This window comes from Nitrosospira sp. Nsp13 (genome assembly GCF_900101945.1).
GTDB lineage: Bacteria > Pseudomonadota > Gammaproteobacteria > Burkholderiales > Nitrosomonadaceae > Nitrosospira > Nitrosospira multiformis_D.
In genome coordinates this window covers 229763-249536 of sequence record NZ_FMVD01000004.1, presented here as the reverse complement: position 1 = coordinate 249536, position 19774 = coordinate 229763, and the positions used below count along the sequence as shown (strand labels likewise).

Here is a 19774-nt window from a genome sequence, read left to right as displayed (position 1 = left end):
ATGGAGGGATTTTTCCTCGATTCGCGTCGTCTTCTCAATGGTTCCTGGCGCGCCTTTGAGAGAGATGTGGCTCGTCTTCTGGTTCAAAATGCGTTTGAGGATGTTCGGATAGTCGGTGGCTCAGGAGATCGTGGCGCCGATGTGCTGGGAGTCAAGAACCGACAGCTCTGGGTCGTCCAATGCAAATTTACTAGCGATAGCTATCCCGACCCTCATTCAGTCGAGGAGGTAGTCGAGGCCTCGCGATACTACGAGGCGGACCGCTTGGCCATCGCGACATCACGTGCGTTCGGCCCCGCACTGAACGGGGCTATCGATCGTTATGGTCGTCTTGGCATCCGTATTGAGTCGCTTCCTCCAGGCACTCTAATCGACATGATGCGACGCAGCCCGGAGTATCCAAGGGCACGGCGCGAATTACGGGATTACCAGGATGACTGCGTTCAGCGTGTTGGGGCCGCGCTACGAGAGACTGGTAGAGGTCAATTGGTTCTGGCAACTGGGCTAGGAAAGACCGTGGTCATGGCCGAGACCACGGCGCAACTTCTTCGAGATGGTGTTATCGATTCTGGGCGAATATTGGTGCTGGCTGACAAGCGCGAGTTGGTCGAACAACTGCAGCGAGAATTCTGGCAACAACTCCCGAAGAGCATTCCCAGTCATCTCTTGGTGGGAGGCGAGCAGCCGACATTCTGGGACGGCATCACTTTCGCCACTGTCCAAAGTGTTCTACCGCGATTGAGCACCTTGCCTCAGTTCGGCCTCGTATGGGTGGATGAAGCGCACCACATTGGCTCGGAAAGTTTTCGTCGCGTAATCGACGAACTCGGCGCACCGATGGTGGGTGGAGCGACGGCTACGCCATGGCGTGGTGATCGCTTCGACATTGACACCATTCTGGGACAGCCCGTCGCAAAAATTGGCATCGACGAAGGCCTGCGCCGCGGCTTCCTTTGTGAGGCGGACTATCGCCTGCTGGCGGACAACATTGATTGGGATTTTGTTCGCAAGCAGTCGCGACACGAATACTCAATCAAGGAATTGAACACTCGCTTGCTTATCCCGACACGCGATGAAGAGGCGGCTCGTGTCATCGCGGACACATTCAAAACCGAAGCGCGACGAAGCGTCATTGTGTTTTGCGCAGGCATCCAGCACGCTAAAAATTTCGCTGCGATGCTGCGCCTGTATGGTTTTAAGTCAGCATGCATCACGGGGGAGATGGAACCTCGCGAGAGGGAAAAAACGATGGCTGGGCTGCGCCGTGGCACCATCAATGCAGTAACAACGGTGGATATCTTCAATGAGGGTGTGGATGTACCCGACGTTGACATGCTCGCGTTTATGCGTGTGACCCACAGTCGGCGCATCTTCGTTCAGCAACTCGGTCGGGGCCTCCGTCTGGCGCCGAACAAGGAAAAGGTGGTGGTGCTCGATTTCGTGAGTGACCTGAGGCGCATCGCTGAGGTCATCGATCTACAAAAATCGATCTCCGGTGATGTGGAGCATCTTGATTTGGTAGAACGCGTAATTCAGTTCTCCGATCAAGGGGCCGGTCACTTCATGTTCGAATGGCTTCTCGACCAAGCCGATCTTTTCAGCCGCGAGGGAGATGCGAAATTGGAACTTCCAGAGTTCAATTTTCCGATAGCGGTATCTCCTGGATCGGTTCAATGAGCGCTGCGTTGCCAACCGATATCCGGGACCGCATCAGGCAGAAGATTTGGGCAAAAGCGGACGAGTTGGATTGGCTTAGGATTTCTGATTTAGAGCGAACAGCATGGTATGAGAACTGGACTAAGGACAAGGACGTCGGTGGTGTGCTTTCCCATTTCATGGACGCAAGAAAGGTTCGGGTCTATATCAAGGACTCGCTGCTTAAACCTTATCTCCGATCTCGGTCGAAGGACAACTGGGATAAGGTGCTGCTTGCAATTAATATGGAAGTGCACGAGGCCGTAGTAAGAAAATCCTATGACAAGCCCCACGGCCGTCAGCTCCTTGATGGCAGGATTATCTGCTGGGGTAACAGCAGGGAGTGGAAGTCGATTCTGATCTCAGTTTTTGAACGGGCATATCAACTGGACTCTGGACATCCTCACGCGGCGATACTGATAGAAACCGGAAAAACCACAAACGCCGGAATGCGGGAGATGATCCTGGATGCAAGTCAAAAGCTGGGACTGCGCCATCTGGCTTGGATCGACTAGCTCAATCGCAGCAGTGCTGCAAGCGGCGAGCGACGGTAGCGTTTTATGTTCAATGTAGCAGTCCTGCATCTTGCAAAGATAGGACGAGACTTTAACTGGTGTGGGCCGAGCTACACGACTAGGGCGTAACAGATAATCTTCTGTAATTGCTGAGATTCTGATTAGGCTCGTCGTTCCACTGCTTGGCTAGTGATATGGGGAAATCTTTTCGTTTCGCTTTGGGCCCAACCATCAACATAACAAAGCGGTCCCATTCACCCTTATCTGCGGCCTCCCAGAGCTCTTGTAGTCCTTCGGCCACTCCTGCCCCACCCATGGCGTCGTAACTCGCGCCATAACGTCACAGCCGGCCTGCCAATCTGCTGAAAATTGACGTATGCCCCAAGCCTGCCCCAGACGTTTACCCGTTCCGCCCTGCCGGGCTCATCGCCATCCTCACGCATGGCGTAGTCTCGAATAATGCTCCCGACTTCTTTAACGTTCTCTTGCGATATGAAAAACAACAGATGCCAGTGCGATGTCCCATCATGTTGAGGCTCGGCAACACGGAAGCCGTAGATGTGTAAACCTACGTTGCAGCTTTGCACGTATGCACTTCCATATGCCGTTAAATTAGCACTCTAAACGGATCAGTTGCTTTCAGTCGATTGAGCTCATCGGAGAGAATATTTCAAGATATGTTTACGTCAAATGAAAATAGAGAATTGAATGAGTTTTTAGTTACTTGCCCATCTTCGATAGACCATCATTTTTGAAACAATCGAAAAGGATCTTCTTCGTAATAACCACTTTTCTGCTACGGTGTACTTCAAGAGGCTAGCGTGTACTGTTGAGTTAGGTAGAATGTTGCAATCTCGCAGTTCCAACCTTGGAACCAGAGGAGCAATCCCGACAACGTTCTAAATTACCCAATACCCTATATGCGTTATATTGCCGGCCCTCTTAACAAGCAACTATTAGTAAACCTCCTGTTTGAAATGATGGATGACTGCACCAGCGTTCGTGCTGCTATTGCCTATGCTAATCGCAATAACATGCAGTTGTTCGAAGCGTGTGCGTCTTATTTGAAGCCACTCGAATTCTTCGGTCGATATGATCATACGGTCCCTGTTGATCCAGAAATTTTGAAGTGGTTCATCGATCAAGCTAGTCCCAATATTCAGTGCAGCCTAGTACCTGACATCTTGCATGCGAAGATAATATGGTGGGTTGAATCGGGAGTCTATATTGGATCAGCAAACCTCTCAGACCGCGCGTGGTTCTCGAACATTGAGGCAGGGATATTTCTCTCCCAAGAAGAGTTGATTGAAACCGGAATGGAATCCGAGGTACGTAACTTTTTCGAGGAACTCGAGGATCACGCAACGCGCTTAAATAGTGAGATTTATCACGAGCAAGCCAAGCTCGCCGCCCAACGATCAGGGCTGAGAGAGGCCGACTATAGAATCGAACGGCAGTTTGAAAAAGAACGTCAAATACCAAAAAACCACGGGCTTATACATGTAGACAAAACACGGTCATCGGGAAAACGCTTCCAGAATTTTCAGCAAGATTGGAATGAAACGCTTGAGCTCATGCGCATGATTGGGTCCAGGGTCTCGGCTCCCGGTGTTAGGCCCTCATGGATCGATGATTCTGTGCCGGCGGGGGTACAAGCAGACCAGTTCTTACACGCTTATTATTACAAGCAGGTAAAGGACGGAACACGACATCCTTACGAAGAATATTATCTAAGGAATTCCATAAATCCTGAGTTAGCGCTTCGTGATGCACTTCAGTGGTGGCATAAGGCGGATTTTGATCATACATTTGAAGAGCGTACTATTTATGAATGGTCTCCTAAATTACGCGAGTTTTTCACCAAGGGACGCATTCTCAAACTGAAAGAGGTGGAATTTATCGAAGCCGTTTCCCATGTCCATGCCATCCGAGATCACGCTATTAAGCAGGAAAATAAGCATCTCGGTTTACCCGATACTCCCCAAGCAAGAGACGATAAGATTCTGAAGTTCGGTGAATGGCTTTGGCGTCAGCAATCAAATGATGGAAAGTCCATGCTCGATCTCTTAGATTACGTTGTTTGGGGAAGTGGAAGTGTTGCCCAACGGCTGTGGAATGCGATCCGAGATAAGCAATGGGCAATAAACCACATAGGCTTAAGTAGCCTCGGCGAAATTATAGGCTGGGCTCGTCCAGACGAATTTCCCCCACGTAATATGCGAACCAGTAAGGGCTTGAGAGCTCTGGGTCGTGATGTCAGAATTGGTATTTAACTAACAAATATTATTAATTCACCTCTCGTGCCGGTGGAAGTGACATAAATGAAATCCGTGCCTACTGGCTGAGCGAAGTATTATTTTTTTCCCCGTTTATCTGGCGGATTTAGTACTGAAGATTCCGCTTGGCTGAAGCAGGAAACATTTATCAGGAGATCGCATCACATCTTAAGAACTAACGAAGCCGCTAACCGAACGCCACTTGAGGTGCGAGTCCCTTTGCGCGACTTTCGTATTGGCTGCCTGCGTCAGCCACAATTGCACTTTAAGAAGGTGTGGAGGAACTGGGACCTTGAGTGTAATTCCTTTATCGGAGGGGGAATGCATGACTGTAGGGAACCCCCCGGTTTGACAATCAATCCATAGTAACGGGAAGCAGTTCCTCATACCAACAATTTGAAAAAAGTTCCCATGTAAGGTATCAAATTGTTTTGAATAACTATTTTCTTCCGTTAATTTTTGCAGATGTGAGGAAATTCGGAGAACCAGATGCGTCTTGGACAGCATATTCTTCCTAATACGGAAGAGCAGTACCTTAAAGAGCTGGGGCGAACTGCGGAGAACCCTGAAACTTACGTAATTCTTGATACGAGCATTCTCGGTTATCTTTATAAACTTCACGCCGCTGCCCGAAAAGATTTTTTCAACTGGACAACGGAATTAGAACTGACATTTGGTCGGTTATTTATTCCGGCATGGGCAGCACATGAATATCGGGCGAAATTCAAAGCTGGAAAGTTTTCTGATTATGCACCAGCAGGCCCTACGCAGCTTACGAACTCATTAACAACATTGCGAGAAACGGCAGCTTCCTTCGTAGACGGCGACATCCTAAACAAGATTGCCTATAAGGGCTCGCGTGAGGAGTTTCTGGAAGGCTTCGATAAGGCGATAGATGAACTGGGAAGCTTCACCTGTGTTTTCAACCAGCAGTTCGACATATGGAGCATACATGGCGAAATTGCAACCACTTTGTCAAACTGTATACTTGATTCCGATCTGGCGGATCTCTGTGCGCGAGCAAGCGCAGTAGGAGATGCACGAAACTCTCACCGATTGCCCCCCGGTTTCAGAGATTCAGGAAAATCTGAGAATAAATACGGTGACTTAATAATATGGTTTGAAATTTTGTCGCTAGGGAAGGAAAAAGGATTTATACAATCCGCAACCGAAGAAAAAAATCCCCGCGATCTAATTTTTGTAACAAATGATGAGAAGGCCGACTGGGTCTATGGACCAACAAAGCGCCTCGTCGAAATAAAAGGTGAAAAAAAAGAAATCCCTAATAGAGAACCCGTGTTAAAGCTAACTGATCCCCGGTTGGTGGCGGAATTTCAAGCGACCGTCGGCCATGACAAAATTCATATAGTTACATTGCCGATCCTGGTTAAAGCTCTTTCTACGATTAGACCAAAAGGTTTAGAAAACCTAGCATCGGCTATCCAGATAGAAGACAAGGTAAGCAAGGCACGTGAGGCAGAAGTTACGACTCAAGGCGGTCCAGCAGATGAGGAATCCGGTGCTACCGTTACAACTGAGAAACTTAAGTATGCTTCGGAGACCGTTTTGGTTCCAACTCGTTCGACTCCGCTGGAGGAGAATGATTCCGCCGCTGCCGATTTCGTTTTTGAATACCCGTTAGATGCGCTTCGTGACAGCGCCTATGAGCTTGATGGGTCCGACTCCATTGATGCTGCTATCAAAGCTTTGAAGTCTCATAACTGGTACGTTCAGAACCCAGCAGTACAGAACATTAAAAAGTTTAGAGACGAGGAGGCGGAGCCGCGTAAATGGTTTGTCTTGGGGCGCAATATATATCAAGCTGCTTGTGGAAATGCGCAGAAGGCTCTTGAGTTTATGAAAAACCTAGATATTGAGCTCGCAAGATTTCCTCAGCAAACCGCAAATCATCTGTTGAGTGGAATGCTATATGAAATATATTTCAACAGCGACGGAGAATTTAGAGGAACACCAAAGGCTGCACATATTGAAGAAATAATGAAAGCGGTTATGAAAGCTGAGTTCAAAAATGCCTGCGATTTCATCGCTTCAAAAATAAACAATCACGAGAACAATATCGTATTCAAACCCGGATCTGCTGATTGTCTTCCACTAATTATCCAAATTACCGAAGAGCAGAGTGAAGATGACGAACAAATTAAGCAGACGTTTGTTCTTCAATCTGTCCAATTTCTCGGCAATGAAAGGATTGCGACGGAAGACCAAATCGATGTTTTTTTTAGGTCTGGACCATCCAGAACAACTATCGACCAGATAAAATCCGAACTCAGCAATAGTTATGCCGTACCGGAGTGGGCAATTGATGTTCGACTTAATCTACCCCAACATGCCAATAAAATACTATTACTCCCGCCAGGGAAATTACTAAACCTGTCACGTTGAGCTAAGCCCATACTTGAAAACGTTCAGATTGAAAGTCGAGCAAAGTGAAGGCCGAAATGAACATACCGCAGCAGAGCAATAAATTGCGAGAGCTAATGCTCGGATAGTCCTGCTTATTCCCACCTTTCCACTGCGGTGTTCAAGAGGAACGCCTTCCCGCTGGCAATACCGGCGATGAGGATTGCAATGCTCCCCGCCTGACACCAAAAGCTCAAGATATCTGTTGGTATATTTGTTGGTATAACAGTTTCTTGAATTATGTTATTCCTTCATCACAAAAGGCTTTAGAGGTTTGTTTGGTTGAGCCCTTGCCACCAATAAATCAAAGGATTAGCTTAATCGCTAGTCCTTTTTTATTTTATTGGGGTAACGCGAGTTCTCGGACTAATTTATGAATTTAGTATTTAGTAGTTGAAAATTTAACACCGAATTTAATCGCTCGACTCTTAGCATTAAGCCTCTGGGGATATATTTGGGGGTATAAAGAGAAAGCCATGTTTGAGAGCTGTTATCTGCTTGGGCTTTTCAAGAGTATTCGAGTATGCCCTTTCCAATAATCAATTAACTATAAGAACCCTTGCTTCATCTCCTTGGGGATTACGTCGGGCTAGCCCACAGAAACACCCCTCTCTTTACTCCTCCTCCAGAAATAAGCAGGCCTGTTCCATCCGCTCTCCACCCACCTGAAAAATAGAGCGCCACCCAGAACGCTAATGCATAAAGCCAAAATCATCCCGAATGCATTCATGATGGGTTGATCCGGGAAAAGGCGAAAGAATGTTGCGTTGACGATCAGGCACAGGGGGAAGTGAACCAGGAATATCGAGTAGGAGATACGTCCAAGAGTGCTTAGGAAATTCGGTAAGGGAAAATTTTCTAGTACGGAGCGATATTGCCTGGCAAGGCCCAACATCAGCATTACAATCCCTGCAACCGCTATCCGGGAACGGAAGTCCACCAGCAAGGCCGCTACCACGATCAGAATCAGCAGCAGGAGGAGCCAGAGAGATTGTTGTCTGCTCGAAGTCCAATAAATCAGAATCCCGAGACCGAATGATCCAAAGAAATAGAAAGCGGTTTCGTCCAGGGACGTATCCCGGTTAAATACGAACAGTGAGGCTAAAGTTAAGCCGGTAATCAAAATTAGACCGGCTGCTTTCAGGTTCGGGTATCCGGATTGGATTTTCCCTGATAGCCAGAGCAGAATCACGGTAACGGTGAACAACTGAAAATCGATCGCCACGTACCAGACACCTGCCGATAGCGCCTCCTGATCGAGTAAATCATGCAGCAAAAATGCATGTGCCAGAAACTGGAGGGGTTCAGCCACGTCAGGGATGGAATCGTGGATCATCCAGCTTCTTGCAACAGCTGCGCATCCGATCGCCAGGATCAAGGCGGCGAGATAGGGTACGACCAGTCTGAAATAGCGTTGTTTGATGGCTTGAACGGGGCGGGCCACAAGTAATGTCCCGCCTGGCGCATGTTTCCCGGCAAACAAAAAGCCCGCAATGACAAAAAAAACTTGTACAGCCATTCTTCCATATTCGTAAAGCCCGTCGATCAGACCAGGAAACAGCGGATATGCGATCTCCGACATGGGGCCATAGGCCGCCAGGTGATGCAACACAATTAATAAGCAGGCGATGGCCTTGAGGGCATCCACAAGGGGCATCCTCGTAATATCAGCGCGCATGTAGCGTAGGTTTACTCAGAGAGATTTTGCGGGGGACAGGATGAGATTCGCAGAACAGATGCCAAGTCTCTCATTGACCCATGGCGATGCATGGCGGGGAAAAGAGAAACAGGATTTCGGCACGGTATTGGCTCAGATTTTCGGCCGGGATTGGTTTTCTCCCGACAGCGTTAGTCCATTTATCGAATATGGTTATTTTAATATAATTTTGTAGTCCATAGAATATAAATTCTATCGGCTGATTAATGGGCTTTAACTATTTTTGAGCGGGCTTCAGCTATCCCGCTTGCGGCTCTCTGTAATCTTTATAGCAGCTTGCATTCGAGTCGCAACATTAAGTGCTTTGAAGATATGCTGCAGGTGATTTTTAACCGTAAATACGCTTATGCCTAAAATAGCGGCAATTTCCAGATTGGTTTTGCCTATCTTTACCCAATTCATGATCTCTGTTTCACGTTTGCTCAACCCCCAGTATTCTCCATCTTTCGGCTGAGCTGTTAATACCGGTGCATTAGACTCGGGATGAACAAGGGGCGTAACCTGGCTTAACGCCGTGTCAAGATAAGGCAGCAGAATTTGCATTGCGCCAAGCGAATCTTGAAGTTTTCTTTCCAGGCTGAAGATGACATAAAGGCAGTCCTGGTTTGACCGCTCGTCCGTCAGGCCATGTACCAGTAAAGATCGCATGCCCTGCAATGCTTTGCCGAGGGAACACTGAAGATCGCCTTCTTCCAGCAGGAAACCGGAGTCACCGGCGCCGAGTGTATACGGCGATTTTCCCAGTTCGACCCAGCGATTAAACAATCCTTGCAGTAGCGGCGTGAGTGTTCGCGGGTCGGAGTACTCGGTTCTGACCCCGGGCAATGCTGAAACAATGTCATAACAAATCAGATTTTCCGTGAAATTACCCCACACGGCAATCAAGATTTCATGCGGCAGATAGTATTGCAACTCCCCCTGTAACCATGCCAGCAACTCGCTGTGCCGACGTATGCCTATCGCTTCCGTAATGATCCGCTGGTAACGGTCGAGATGTTCGGCGGATAAGGTGGAGAGATGATCCATTCTGTAGGTCATGCTTTACGCCTGATGTTCAGACAACATCCGGCGCGGGACTTTTGAAACCCTCTCGCTGCAGGATATCGCCAGCATCATGACTTATTGTATGCAAGACTTGGCCTATCATGTCTCGATGGTATGAAGTGCTGACCACCCATGCTTCATACACGCTTCTTGCTGAAGCAAGTTTCGTTCCCATCATTAATCCTGCTTATAAACAGGAGCTTAACAGAAGCCAAAAAGAGAGGCTGGAGAATATGTAAATAATTGCGACAACGATGACGATCCCCGTGAAAAAGCGTATCAAGAATCATGAGGCGGATCTCCATCGAGAGATGAGCGGCAGGCAGCCGAAGCAGGCGTGATATTCCCATCAAGCGCCTCATATTTTTCTGTAAACTGGAAACTCTTCCACGCAAAAATCCTTCTAATTAATGGTATTCAAACGCTTGTAATACTATAATCAACAAATTTTCAGATTCTTCCCGGTTGCTTACATTGTCTTCTATGCAGCTATTTGCCTTTGGCATTAATCATCAGACCGCGCCGCTGGATGTCCGCGAACAGGTTTCGTTCCCGGAAGATGCGATGGAGCGCGCGCTGCAAGATTTTGTGGGCCGCCGTCCGGTAAGAGAAGCCGCAATCGTTTCAACCTGCAATCGCACCGAGGTTTATTGCAGTACCGAGAAACCGGAAGAGGCAACGCACTGGCTGGCGGATTTTCATCACTTGCAGGCGCGTGAACTGGAACCGTATCTCTATAAACTGCCTCGCGAAAAAGCGGTTAAGCATGCCTTCCGGGTGGCCAGCGGACTGGATTCCATGGTGCTGGGCGAACCGCAGATACTCGGCCAATTAAAGAGTGCGGTGAAGTCCGCCGAGCACGCCGGCACGCTCGGAATGCTGTTGCACAAGTTGTTTCAGCGTACTTTCTTCGTCGCCAAGGAAGTTCGCAGCTCCACCGAGATCGGCGCGAATTCCGTTTCCATGGCCGCGGCCGCCACGCGGCTGGCGGAGCGGATTTTTGGCGACATCGGTGAGCAGCGCGTATTGTTTATCGGAGCGGGGGAAATGATCGAGTTATGCGCCAGTCATTTCGCCGCACGCCATCCGAAGCGTATCACCGTAGCCAACCGCACGAGTGAACGCGCACAGGTTCTGGCGCATCGTTTCAATGCGCAGGCGATTACGCTGAATGAGCTGCCTGAGCAATTGGCATCGCACGATATTGTAGTGACCTGTACCGCGAGTACGCTGCCTATACTGGGTAAGGGCATGGTGGAGCGCGCGATCAAAGCGCGCAAGCATCGTCCCATTTTCATGGTGGATTTGGCAGTGCCGCGAGATGTAGAGCCGGAAGTGGCGGAACTGGATGATGTGTTTCTCTACTCCGTGGACGATCTGGCTGACATTGTCAAAGAAGGTTTGGATTCACGCCAGGGCGCGGTAGCCCAGGCCGAGGCGATTATCGATTCGAATGTGATCAATTTCATGCACTGGCTGGAGTCGCGTGAGCTGGTTCCCACCATCCGCGCATTGCGTGACCAGGCCGAACGATATCGGCGCCATGAGCTGGAGCGGGCCAGGAAGCTTCTGGCCAAGGGCGAAGATCCGCAAAAAATCATGGAATCCCTGAGTAACGGCCTGACCAACAAATTTCTGCACATTCCCTCTTACGCGCTCAATCATGCCGCGGCGGAAGAACGTGACGATCTCGTCGATCTGATCAACCGCCTGTACCACCTCCACCGTCCAGAATGAATAAAAGTATCGCTGCCAAGCTCACGCAGCTCAGCGTGCGCCTGGAGGAGTTGAATCGTCTGCTGAGTAGCGAAACCATCACCGCTAATCTCGATAATTATCGTAAGCTCACGCGTGAGCGTGCGGAGATCGCGCCGGTGGTGGAGCTTTACGAGGCCTACCTCCAAAGCGAGCGCGATATTCAAACCGCGCAGGAAATGTGTGGCGACGCCGAGATGCGCGACTTTGCCGACGCTGAAATGCGCGATGGCAAAGAGCGGCTCACACAGATCGGGGCGGAACTGCAGAAACAGTTACTGCCCAAAGACCCCAATGACGAGCGCAGTATTTTCCTGGAAATCCGTGCCGGAACAGGCGGGGACGAGTCGGCGTTATTCGCGGGCGATTTGTTTCGCATGTATGCGCGCTTCGCGGAGCGTCAGCGCTGGCAAGTGGAAATTATTTCTCAAAGCCCGTCCGAAGCGGGCGGGTACAAGGAAATCATCGCCAAGATCATCGGTAACGGCGCCTATTCCAAACTCAAGTTCGAATCAGGCGGTCATCGTGTGCAACGTGTGCCTGTTACCGAGACGCAGGGCCGTATCCACACTTCCGCCTGTACCGTCGCGGTAATGCCCGAGGCGGACGAAATCATGGACGTGGTGCTGAATCCGGCGGAATTAAGAATTGATACCTACCGCGCCTCCGGCGCGGGCGGCCAACATATCAACAAGACGGATTCCGCGGTGCGCATCACTCACTTGCCGACCGGTATCGTGGTCGAGTGCCAGGATGGACGCTCGCAGCACAAAAACAAAGCGCAGGCGATGAGCGTTCTGGCCGCACGAATCCGCGATAAGCAAACGCAGGAACAGCAGAGCAAACAGGCGGCTACCCGTAAATCGTTGATCGGCAGCGGCGACCGCGCGGGACGCATTCGTACCTATAACTTTCCGCAGGGTCGAATAACCGATCACCGCGTCAATCTCACGCTTTACAAGATCGAACAGATCATGGATGGAGACTTGACTGAACTGTGTTCAGCGCTCATGTCCGAGCATCAGGCGGAGCAATTGGCGGCGATGGGCGAGTAGACAGCCTCTGTATCAACTCCTTACTTTTGCGCGATTATCTGGTTGAATCTCGTGATGCAGCAAATCACCATATTGCAAGCGCTCCATCAAGCGCGCCGAGACATTGGCGATACCGACGCACGCATGTTGCTGCAAAGTGTGCTCAACGCCAGCCATGCCCATCTTGCTGCCCATCCCGAACACGAGCTTACCGCGGAACAGGCGCAATCCTTTCACTTATTGACGGCACGGCGTGTTCATGGCGAACCGGTCGCCTATCTCATGGGAAAACGTGAATTTTACAGCCTGGATTTCAATGTTACACCGGCGGTACTCATTCCCCGGCCTGAAACCGAGTTACTGGTGGATTTGGCGTTGGAGCGGCTTCCTCTGGATCGTCCTTGCAAAGTTCTTGATCTGGGGACCGGGAGTGGCGCCATCGCACTGACCATCGCCAAACATCGCCCACTTGCTGACATCATGGCGGTAGATTCCTCAGCCGGTGCCGTGGCTATCGCCAAAATAAATGCCAGGCAGCTCAATGCAAGCAATGTACGCATCATCGAAACCGACTGGTTCGATGGACTGTCCGGGGAAAGGTTCGATCTCATTGTTTCCAACCCCCCGTATGTCGCCGACGGTGATCCTCATCTCACTCAGGGCGACTTGCGTTTCGAGCCTCGCATGGCACTCACGGAAGGAGCGGGTGACGACGGTCTTGACTGCATTCGCTTCATCATTACGTCCGCTCCCCTTTATCTGGTTGCGGATGGTACGCTGCTGTTCGAACATGGCTACGATCAGGCGGAAGCATGCAGGCATCTGCTGGGTGAAGCGGGTTTTCATAGCGTGCTTTCCCGTTCCGATCTGGCAGGCATACCGCGGGTCAGTGGCGGACGGTTTGGAAGTTTCTCGCAAGAAACTGCTAGAATGTAATTCTGGGATACATTAACCGAGATGCATCATATTTCTGAAGACGGTTTTATTTCCCATGATCAGATTTCAGATTGATTAAATTGACGAGGAGCCCTATATGAATACGCAAGAAACCATCAAACAGCAGGTGACCACTCATCCCGTGGTGCTCTATATGAAGGGTACGCCGCAAGCCCCTCAGTGCGGCTTCTCCGCCCATGCCGTGAAAGTTCTGAATGCATGCGGGGTGGATAATCTTTTCTCGGTGGATGTGCTTACCGAGCCGGAAATCCGGCAGGGCATCAAGGAGTATTCCAGCTGGCCGACTATTCCGCAGCTTTATATCAACGGTGAGTTTGTCGGCGGTTCCGACATCGTGACAGAAATGTACCAGAGCGGTGAACTACAGAAGTTACTTCAGAAATGACGAGGATGGATTGATCTTGCGCGAGAATCGATAGAAGACCGATATAAGTCGACAAGAACCGATAAGCCGGCCGATAAGTCAGCAGCCGGCTTTTTTATTGGGCAACAGTCAATTGAACTACGGGCTGATAGCCGCCGCGATTGCCCAGTAACGCGCAAACTTTCCGGCAGCCATGAACAGCATTGCCAATATCCAGTTGATCCGAAGCCACCCCGCGGCGACACACAACAGATCGCCGATAATCGGCACCCACGCCAGCAAGAGTATCGGACTGCCGTAGTTACGCACCCACGCCAGGCCGCGCAGATTACCCCCGGATTTTTCAAAAAATGCCTTCTCATCGGGTAAAAAGAGCCCGATAGCGTACGAACTCATGCCACCCAGGGTATTGCCCACCGACGCGACTCCCAAAGCAGACCAGTAAAGCTCGGGATAAGCGGTCAGAACGCCGAATAGGACAGCTTCCGAGCCACCGGGGAGCAACGTGGCCGCAAGAAAACTGCTGGTGAATAGCGCCAGCAGGCTGGCTTGCTCATCCATAAAGTAACCCTGAATCCGGTAGTTGACCGCTCATTTATCAGTTCAATTCTATGATTAATAACGATTCTATGTGCCACTTGACGCTCACGCTCCAGGTGAGTTCGCTACGGGGCGGACTGCACGACTCTCGCGACACCGGACTCTGCGTTGCTGCGCCTTGCCCTGTCCTCAAAAACCGCACACACTTACCCGGTCCCACTATCGGATTCAGGATAATCCGAAAGCAGATAAAGCAGCAGTGTAGCCGTTAATACGCCGCAAGTGGATGCCGGTAAGGAATGGTTTTACGGGCACGGCTACGGTCACTAATTAATGTCGATGGAAATTTAGTCGCCAAAATTTGACTTCACGATATTATTTCGCGATGATATGCTGTCCGATTACCCATCTCTGTTAAAGAGGAAAACCATGACAACCAACGTATCTCTTAAGCAAAGAATAGACTCCATCATTGATGCGCGGCATCTGCTGAAGCATCCTTTTTATGTCGCGTGGACAGAAGGGAAGCTTTCCAAAGAGCAATTGCGTCACTACGCGGAACAGTATTTTCATAACGTGCTGGCCGAGCCGACCTATCTGAGCGCGGTGCATTTCAATACGCCGCATCTTCATACCGAAACCCATAGCGGCGACATCAGCGTGCGCCAGGAAGTACTGAAGAATCTGATCAGCGAAGAGCATGGCGAAAAGAACCATCCCGCCTTATGGAAGACTTTCGCCCTGGCGCTGGGTTCCAGCGACAAGAGCCTGGCCAATGCCGCCGCCCTGCCAGGCACGGCGAGGCTGGTATCGACCTACCGGGACATCTGCCTGAACCAGCCGTTTTATGCAGGTCTGGCGGCGATGCACGCGTTTGAATCGCAGGTGCCGGCAATTGCCGCTGTAAAAATTGACGGTCTGGCAAAGTTCTATGGAATGAATGATCCGGACAGCTATGAATTCTTTACGGTCCACCAGGAAGCCGACGTGCACCATTCGCAAGCGGAATGGGCATTGATCGAGCGCTTTGCCGATACGCCGGAGAAGCAGGCAGAAGTGCTGGCGGCAACCACCCGGGCATGCGATGCGCTATGGGGATTTCTCGATGGCATCTACGAGAATTACTGCCAGGACCTTGCCAGCGAGGAAGAAGCCGCGGTTACGCTACACTAGGCACTCATCGGCACATTAACGGTGAGCAAACGATGGTTCGTTTGCTCACCGGATTTAAATCATTACCTTCCCTGATTTACTCCCTTCAGTTTCTTCCGTGTTGACTATTTGGAGTGAAAAACCTCATTCCAGCGGAATAATTCCGTCCAGTGTGGCGAAACAGGTATTCCTTGCGGTTGTCAGGAAGTCCCGCAGATAGGGGCGGGATGCAGTTTCCTTGAGTGTTGATGCATACAGGTCGCTCCATAGTCCATTGGTCCCGATGCGGCGGGCAATCACATAGTCGTGATCCACATAGTTTTTGATGCCCCAACTGGGTAGCGCGGCGACACCACGGCGGCTGGCCACCAGTTGCAGGATGGCGACGGTCAGTTCCGCCGTGCGCCGCTGTGGCTGGATACCGGCGGGCTTCAGCACGTTGAGTATAAGATCGATGCGATCTTCCGGCACCGGATAGGTAATAAGCGTTACATCGGCAAAGTCCGCCGCATGCAGTATCCGCTTTGAGCGCAGGGGGTGCTCCGGTGCCAATACCGCGAGAATCTCAAAACGGAATAACGGGTGATGGACAATGCCCCGTTGCCGCTTGTGTTCCGATCCAATGACCACATCTGCGCCTCCTTCCTCCAGCAGTTTGACAGGATCGGCATGGAATCCGGAAACGAGATCCAGTTCCACGTCCGGCCAGTGCAGGCGGAATTCATCCATGAGCGGCATCAGCCAATCAAAGCAGGTGTGACATTCCAGTACGATGCGCAAGCTTCCTGATGCCTGCTGCGAGATTTTAGCGAGATCCCGTTCAGTTTCCTGAATCTCATCCAACACCTTTCCGGCAAGCGCCACCAGGTGTTTCCCGGCATCGGTGAGTTCGATGGACTGTCCCCGGCGCTGTATGACCGGCAGGCCATAGTGACTTTGCAGTGCCTTGATCTGATGGGACAACGCAGACTGGGTCAGGTGTACACGCTTGGCGGCGCGCGACACGCTGCCGGTTTCATGCAATGCCGCCAGCGTGCGCAGGTGGCGTAACTCAAGCATGATCTTGGCTATAACTATGAACACCATTCATAATTTCTTTAGAACATTTCATTTGATTCATAGCGTAGTCTGCCACACAATGGCCGCTTACTGCAACTAGCCGGCACTTGAGCCGGCAACTGAGTTGGCAACTAACCCGATAACCGGCAGGAATGAGGAGCAATCATGGCTTTGACACATAATCTCGGTTTCCCGCGCATCGGCGCGCGTCGCGAGCTGAAACAGGCGCTCGAGGCGTGCTGGCGTGGCGATATCGACGAACAACAGCTGCAAATCAGAGCGGCCGAATTACGGAAACACCATTGGATCACACAGCGTGAAGCGGGTATTGACCTGATTCCCGCTGGGGATTTCGCACTTTACGATCAAATGCTGAACATGACGGCGCTGCTGGGCGCGGCGCCCGCACGATTCAACGCGGGCAGTGACGAAATCGGACTGGATCTGTATTTCGCAATGGCGCGTGGAACGGCGAGTCAGCCGGCGATGGAGATGACCAAGTGGTTTGACACTAACTATCACTACATCGTCCCTGAATTCGATGCACACACAAGATTCCGTATTGCATCGTCGCAACTTTTCCGGGAAGTGGCGGAAGCCAAGGCGCTGGGCATTTCACCGAAGGTGGTGCTGATCGGGCCGCTGACCTATTTATATCTCGGCAAAGAGACAGAGCCCGGCTTCAACCGGCTCGACTTGTTAGCGCATCTGCTGCCGGTCTATCGTGAAATTCTGGCCCGGCTCGCCTCCCTTGGTGTGGAATGGGTGCAGATCGACGAACCTTTCCTGGCGCTTGATCTAGGGGATGACTGGTTGAGCGGTCTGGATCAGGCATACGCTGCCTTGGCCGCGACCGGAACAAAACTGCCGAAGTTGTTATTGGCCACTTATTTTGAAGCGGTGGATAACCATGCTGCTCGCTTGAAAAACCTGCCGGTGGATGGTTTGCATATCGATTTATGCCGTGCGCCGGATCAGCTTGATATTTTTCTCGAAGGTTATCCAACCGAAAAAGTTCTGTCGCTGGGCATCATTGATGGACGCAATGTATGGCGCGCCGATCTGGCACAGGCGTTGGCGATTCTGGCGCGCGCGCAGTTGACCCTGGGTGAGCGGTTATGGATTGCGCCCAGTTGTTCGCTGCTGCATTGTCCGGTGGATCTTGAGCTGGAAACCCGATTGGATAGCGAGATAAAAAACTGGCTGGCGTTCTCGGTACAGAAGCTAAAAGAGTTATCGATCCTCGGGCAGGGTCTGAACCAGGGAGAGAACGCCATACGCGAGCAACTGGATGCCTCCACCAGGGCAAGACAAGAGCGCCGTGAGTCACCCCGCAACCATAACCCGGTAATGCAGGAACGCCTGCAACGCCTGACGCAGAATGACAGTCACCGTACGAGTCCGTTCGAAGTGCGTCAGGTGCTGCAGCAGCAGCGTTTTCAACTTCCCGACTTGCCCACCACAACGATCGGTTCATTTCCGCAAACCCCGGAGATTCGTCAGGCACGTGCCGCGTTCAGAAAAGGTGAGCTCGGCAATTTGCAGTATCTGGAAGCGATGCGCAGGGAAATCCAGCTGGCAATCAGGAAACAGGAAGAGATCGGATTGGATGTATTCGTTCATGGCGAAGCCGAGCGCAACGACATGGTGGAGTATTTCGGCGAGCAATTATGCGGCTATGCCTTTACCGAGAACGGATGGGTGCAGAGCTACGGCTCCCGCTGTGTCAAGCCGCCAATTCTGTACGGCGATATCTTTCGTCCCGAACCCATGACGGTGGACTGGATTCAATATGCGCAGAGTCTGACCACAAAGCCGGTGAAGGGTATGTTAACCGGTCCCATTACCATGCTGATGTGGTCGTTCGTGCGTGACGATCAACCACGCTCAACCACGGCGCTGCAACTCGCTCTAGCCATCCGTGATGAAGTCGCCGATCTGGAGCGTGCCGGAATCGGTATCATTCAGATTGACGAGCCGGCGTTTCGCGAAGGGCTGCCGCTCAAAAAAGCCAATTGGAATGAATACCTGAAGTGGGCGGTGGAAGCATTCCGCGTATCCAGTTCCGGTGTAAAGGATGATACGCAGATACACACTCATATGTGCTACTCGGAGTTCAACGACATTCTGCCAGCTATCGCCGATATGGGTGCCGACGTTATTACCATCGAAACCTCGCGCTCACGTATGGAGTTGCTGGATGGGTTCGGTCAATTCAAGTACCCGAATGAAATCGGGCCCGGCGTATACGATATTCATTCGCCAAGAATTCCAGAGACCGGCGAGATGCTGGAATTATTGGAGAAAGCCTGCCAGGTGATCAATTCAAAACAATTATGGGTTAACCCGGATTGTGGCTTGAAGACGCGCAGTTGGCCGGAAGTCGTCACAGCACTGGAGCGCATGGTCGAAGCCGCGCGGCAGCTACGCGCCCAAATAAATACTTCCCAAACGGAAACCTTGCCAGCATGAAAATAACCTCGTCACTCAAAACACAAGTCACCTCCATCATTGATGCGCGGCATCTGCTGAAGCATCCTTTTTATGTCGCGTGGACGGAAGGGAAGCTTTCCAAAGAGCAATTGCGCCACTACGCGGAACAGTATTTTCATAACGTGCTGGCCGAGCCGACCTATCTGAGCGCGGTGCATTTCAATACGCCGCATCTTCATACCGAAACCCATAGCGGCGACATCAGCGTGCGCCAGGAAGTACTGAAGAATCTGATCAGCGAAGAGCATGGCGAAAAGAACCATCCCGCCTTATGGAAGACTTTCGCCCTGGCGCTGGGTTCCAGCGACAAGAGCCTGGCCAATGCCGCCGCCCTGCCAAGCACGGCGAGGCTGGTATCGACCTACCGGGACATCTGCCTGAACCAGCCGTTTTATGCAGGTCTAGCGGCGATGCACGCGTTTGAATCGCAGGTACCGGCAATTGCCGCTGTAAAGATTGACGGTCTGACAAAGTTCTATGGAATGAATGATCCGGACAGCTATGAATTCTTTACGGTCCACCAGGAAGCCGACGTGCACCATTCGCAAGCGGAATGGGCATTGATCGAGCGCTTTGCCGATACGCCGGAGAAGCAGGCAGAAGTGCTGGCGGCAACCACCCGGGCATGCGATGCGCTATGGGGATTTCTCGATGGTATCTACGAGAATTACTGCCAGGACCTTGCCAGCGAGGAAGAAGCCGCGGTTACGGTGCATTAAATCTAAATCCGGTAGTTGACGCTTATTTAATAG

General features: G+C 51.2%; 17 protein-coding genes and 1 pseudogene. 13 read left to right on the top strand and 5 right to left on the bottom strand.

What is annotated here, in order from left to right:
• Together BLO43_RS07210 and BLO43_RS07205 are read left to right on the top strand one after the other, a co-directional pair.
• A complete protein-coding gene (locus BLO43_RS07210; protein ID WP_090906487.1) occupies positions 1 to 1677 on the top strand; it encodes a DEAD/DEAH box helicase family protein in 1677 nt (558 codons plus the stop codon).
• An 8-nt stretch (positions 1678 to 1685) separates the two neighbouring features.
• Positions 1686 to 2210, top strand: a complete 525-nt coding sequence (locus BLO43_RS07205; protein ID WP_139149249.1) for a hypothetical protein — start codon at positions 1686 to 1688, stop codon at positions 2208 to 2210.
• Between the two features lie 260 nt (positions 2211 to 2470).
• Here BLO43_RS07205 and BLO43_RS07200 read toward each other — a convergent pair whose 3' ends face one another.
• Positions 2471 to 2797: a replication endonuclease gene (locus tag BLO43_RS07200; RefSeq protein ID WP_090906485.1), complete on the bottom strand. Its 327-nt coding sequence runs from the start codon at positions 2795 to 2797 to the stop codon at positions 2471 to 2473.
• A 333-nt stretch (positions 2798 to 3130) separates the two neighbouring features.
• Between BLO43_RS07200 and BLO43_RS17045 the strand changes: the two are divergent.
• From BLO43_RS17045 to BLO43_RS07190, 3 genes and pseudogenes are all read left to right on the top strand, one after another.
• Positions 3131 to 3508: pseudogene (locus tag BLO43_RS17045) on the top strand (phospholipase D family protein); the annotation flags it as partial.
• 756 nt (positions 3509 to 4264) lie between these two features.
• On the top strand, positions 4265 to 4483 hold the full coding sequence (locus BLO43_RS17040) for a hypothetical protein (protein ID WP_254773378.1): 219 nt from the start codon (positions 4265 to 4267) through the stop codon (positions 4481 to 4483).
• Between the two features lie 492 nt (positions 4484 to 4975).
• Positions 4976 to 6889, top strand: a complete 1914-nt coding sequence (locus tag BLO43_RS07190; protein WP_090906483.1) for a PIN-like domain-containing protein — start codon at positions 4976 to 4978, stop codon at positions 6887 to 6889.
• Between the two features lie 607 nt (positions 6890 to 7496).
• On the opposite strand, the gene BLO43_RS07185 is transcribed toward BLO43_RS07190, so the two are convergent.
• Entirely contained in the window at positions 7497 to 8564 is a 1068-nt protein-coding gene (locus BLO43_RS07185) for an acyltransferase family protein (RefSeq protein ID WP_254773372.1), read from the bottom strand.
• A gap of 61 nt (positions 8565 to 8625) precedes the next feature.
• Here BLO43_RS07185 and BLO43_RS16745 point away from each other — a divergent pair, with 61 nt between their 5' ends.
• On the top strand, positions 8626 to 8799 hold the full coding sequence (locus BLO43_RS16745) for a hypothetical protein (protein WP_175443886.1): 174 nt from the start codon (positions 8626 to 8628) through the stop codon (positions 8797 to 8799).
• A 59-nt stretch (positions 8800 to 8858) separates the two neighbouring features.
• Here the strand turns inward: BLO43_RS16745 and epsA are convergent, their stop codons facing one another.
• Entirely contained in the window at positions 8859 to 9662 is an 804-nt protein-coding gene (epsA, locus tag BLO43_RS07180) for an XrtB/PEP-CTERM-associated transcriptional regulator EpsA (protein ID WP_090906481.1), read from the bottom strand.
• A gap of 489 nt (positions 9663 to 10151) precedes the next feature.
• Here epsA and hemA point away from each other — a divergent pair, with 489 nt between their 5' ends.
• The 4 genes from hemA (at position 10152) to grxD (ending at position 13799) form a co-directional block, all read left to right on the top strand.
• Entirely contained in the window at positions 10152 to 11405 is a 1254-nt protein-coding gene (hemA, locus tag BLO43_RS07175; protein ID WP_090906480.1) for a glutamyl-tRNA reductase, read from the top strand.
• A complete protein-coding gene (gene prfA / locus BLO43_RS07170; protein ID WP_090906479.1) occupies positions 11402 to 12478 on the top strand; it encodes a peptide chain release factor 1 in 1077 nt (358 codons plus the stop codon). Before hemA ends, prfA begins: the two co-directional genes overlap by 4 nt.
• A 54-nt stretch (positions 12479 to 12532) precedes the next feature.
• Positions 12533 to 13393: a peptide chain release factor N(5)-glutamine methyltransferase gene (prmC, locus tag BLO43_RS07165; protein WP_090906478.1), complete on the top strand. Its 861-nt coding sequence runs from the start codon at positions 12533 to 12535 to the stop codon at positions 13391 to 13393.
• A gap of 97 nt (positions 13394 to 13490) precedes the next feature.
• Positions 13491 to 13799, top strand: coding sequence for a Grx4 family monothiol glutaredoxin (gene grxD, locus BLO43_RS07160; protein WP_074630790.1), 309 nt, complete (start codon positions 13491 to 13493; stop codon positions 13797 to 13799).
• Between the two features lie 117 nt (positions 13800 to 13916).
• Here grxD and BLO43_RS07155 read toward each other — a convergent pair whose 3' ends face one another.
• Positions 13917 to 14339 (bottom strand): YqaA family protein, encoded by a 423-nt coding sequence (locus BLO43_RS07155; protein ID WP_074630791.1) that lies wholly within the window; start codon positions 14337 to 14339, stop codon positions 13917 to 13919.
• Between the two features lie 408 nt (positions 14340 to 14747).
• On the opposite strand from BLO43_RS07155, the gene BLO43_RS07150 reads away from it, so the two are divergent.
• Positions 14748 to 15491 carry a 4-aminobenzoate synthase gene (locus BLO43_RS07150; RefSeq protein ID WP_090906477.1) on the top strand — a complete coding sequence of 248 codons (744 nt, stop codon included), beginning with the start codon at positions 14748 to 14750 and terminating at the stop codon, positions 15489 to 15491.
• Positions 15492 to 15614: 123 nt separating this feature from the next.
• Here BLO43_RS07150 and BLO43_RS07145 read toward each other — a convergent pair whose 3' ends face one another.
• The gene (locus BLO43_RS07145) at positions 15615 to 16529 is read right to left on the bottom strand and encodes a LysR family transcriptional regulator (RefSeq protein WP_090906536.1); all 915 of its coding nucleotides are present in this window, start codon (positions 16527 to 16529) and stop codon (positions 15615 to 15617) included.
• A gap of 165 nt (positions 16530 to 16694) precedes the next feature.
• On the opposite strand from BLO43_RS07145, the gene metE reads away from it, so the two are divergent.
• A complete protein-coding gene (gene metE, locus BLO43_RS07140) occupies positions 16695 to 19001 on the top strand; it encodes a 5-methyltetrahydropteroyltriglutamate--homocysteine S-methyltransferase (RefSeq protein ID WP_090906476.1) in 2307 nt (768 codons plus the stop codon).
• A complete protein-coding gene (locus BLO43_RS07135; protein ID WP_090906475.1) occupies positions 18998 to 19741 on the top strand; it encodes a 4-aminobenzoate synthase in 744 nt (247 codons plus the stop codon). Before metE ends, BLO43_RS07135 begins: the two co-directional genes overlap by 4 nt.
• Positions 19742 to 19774: the final 33 nt, after the last annotated feature.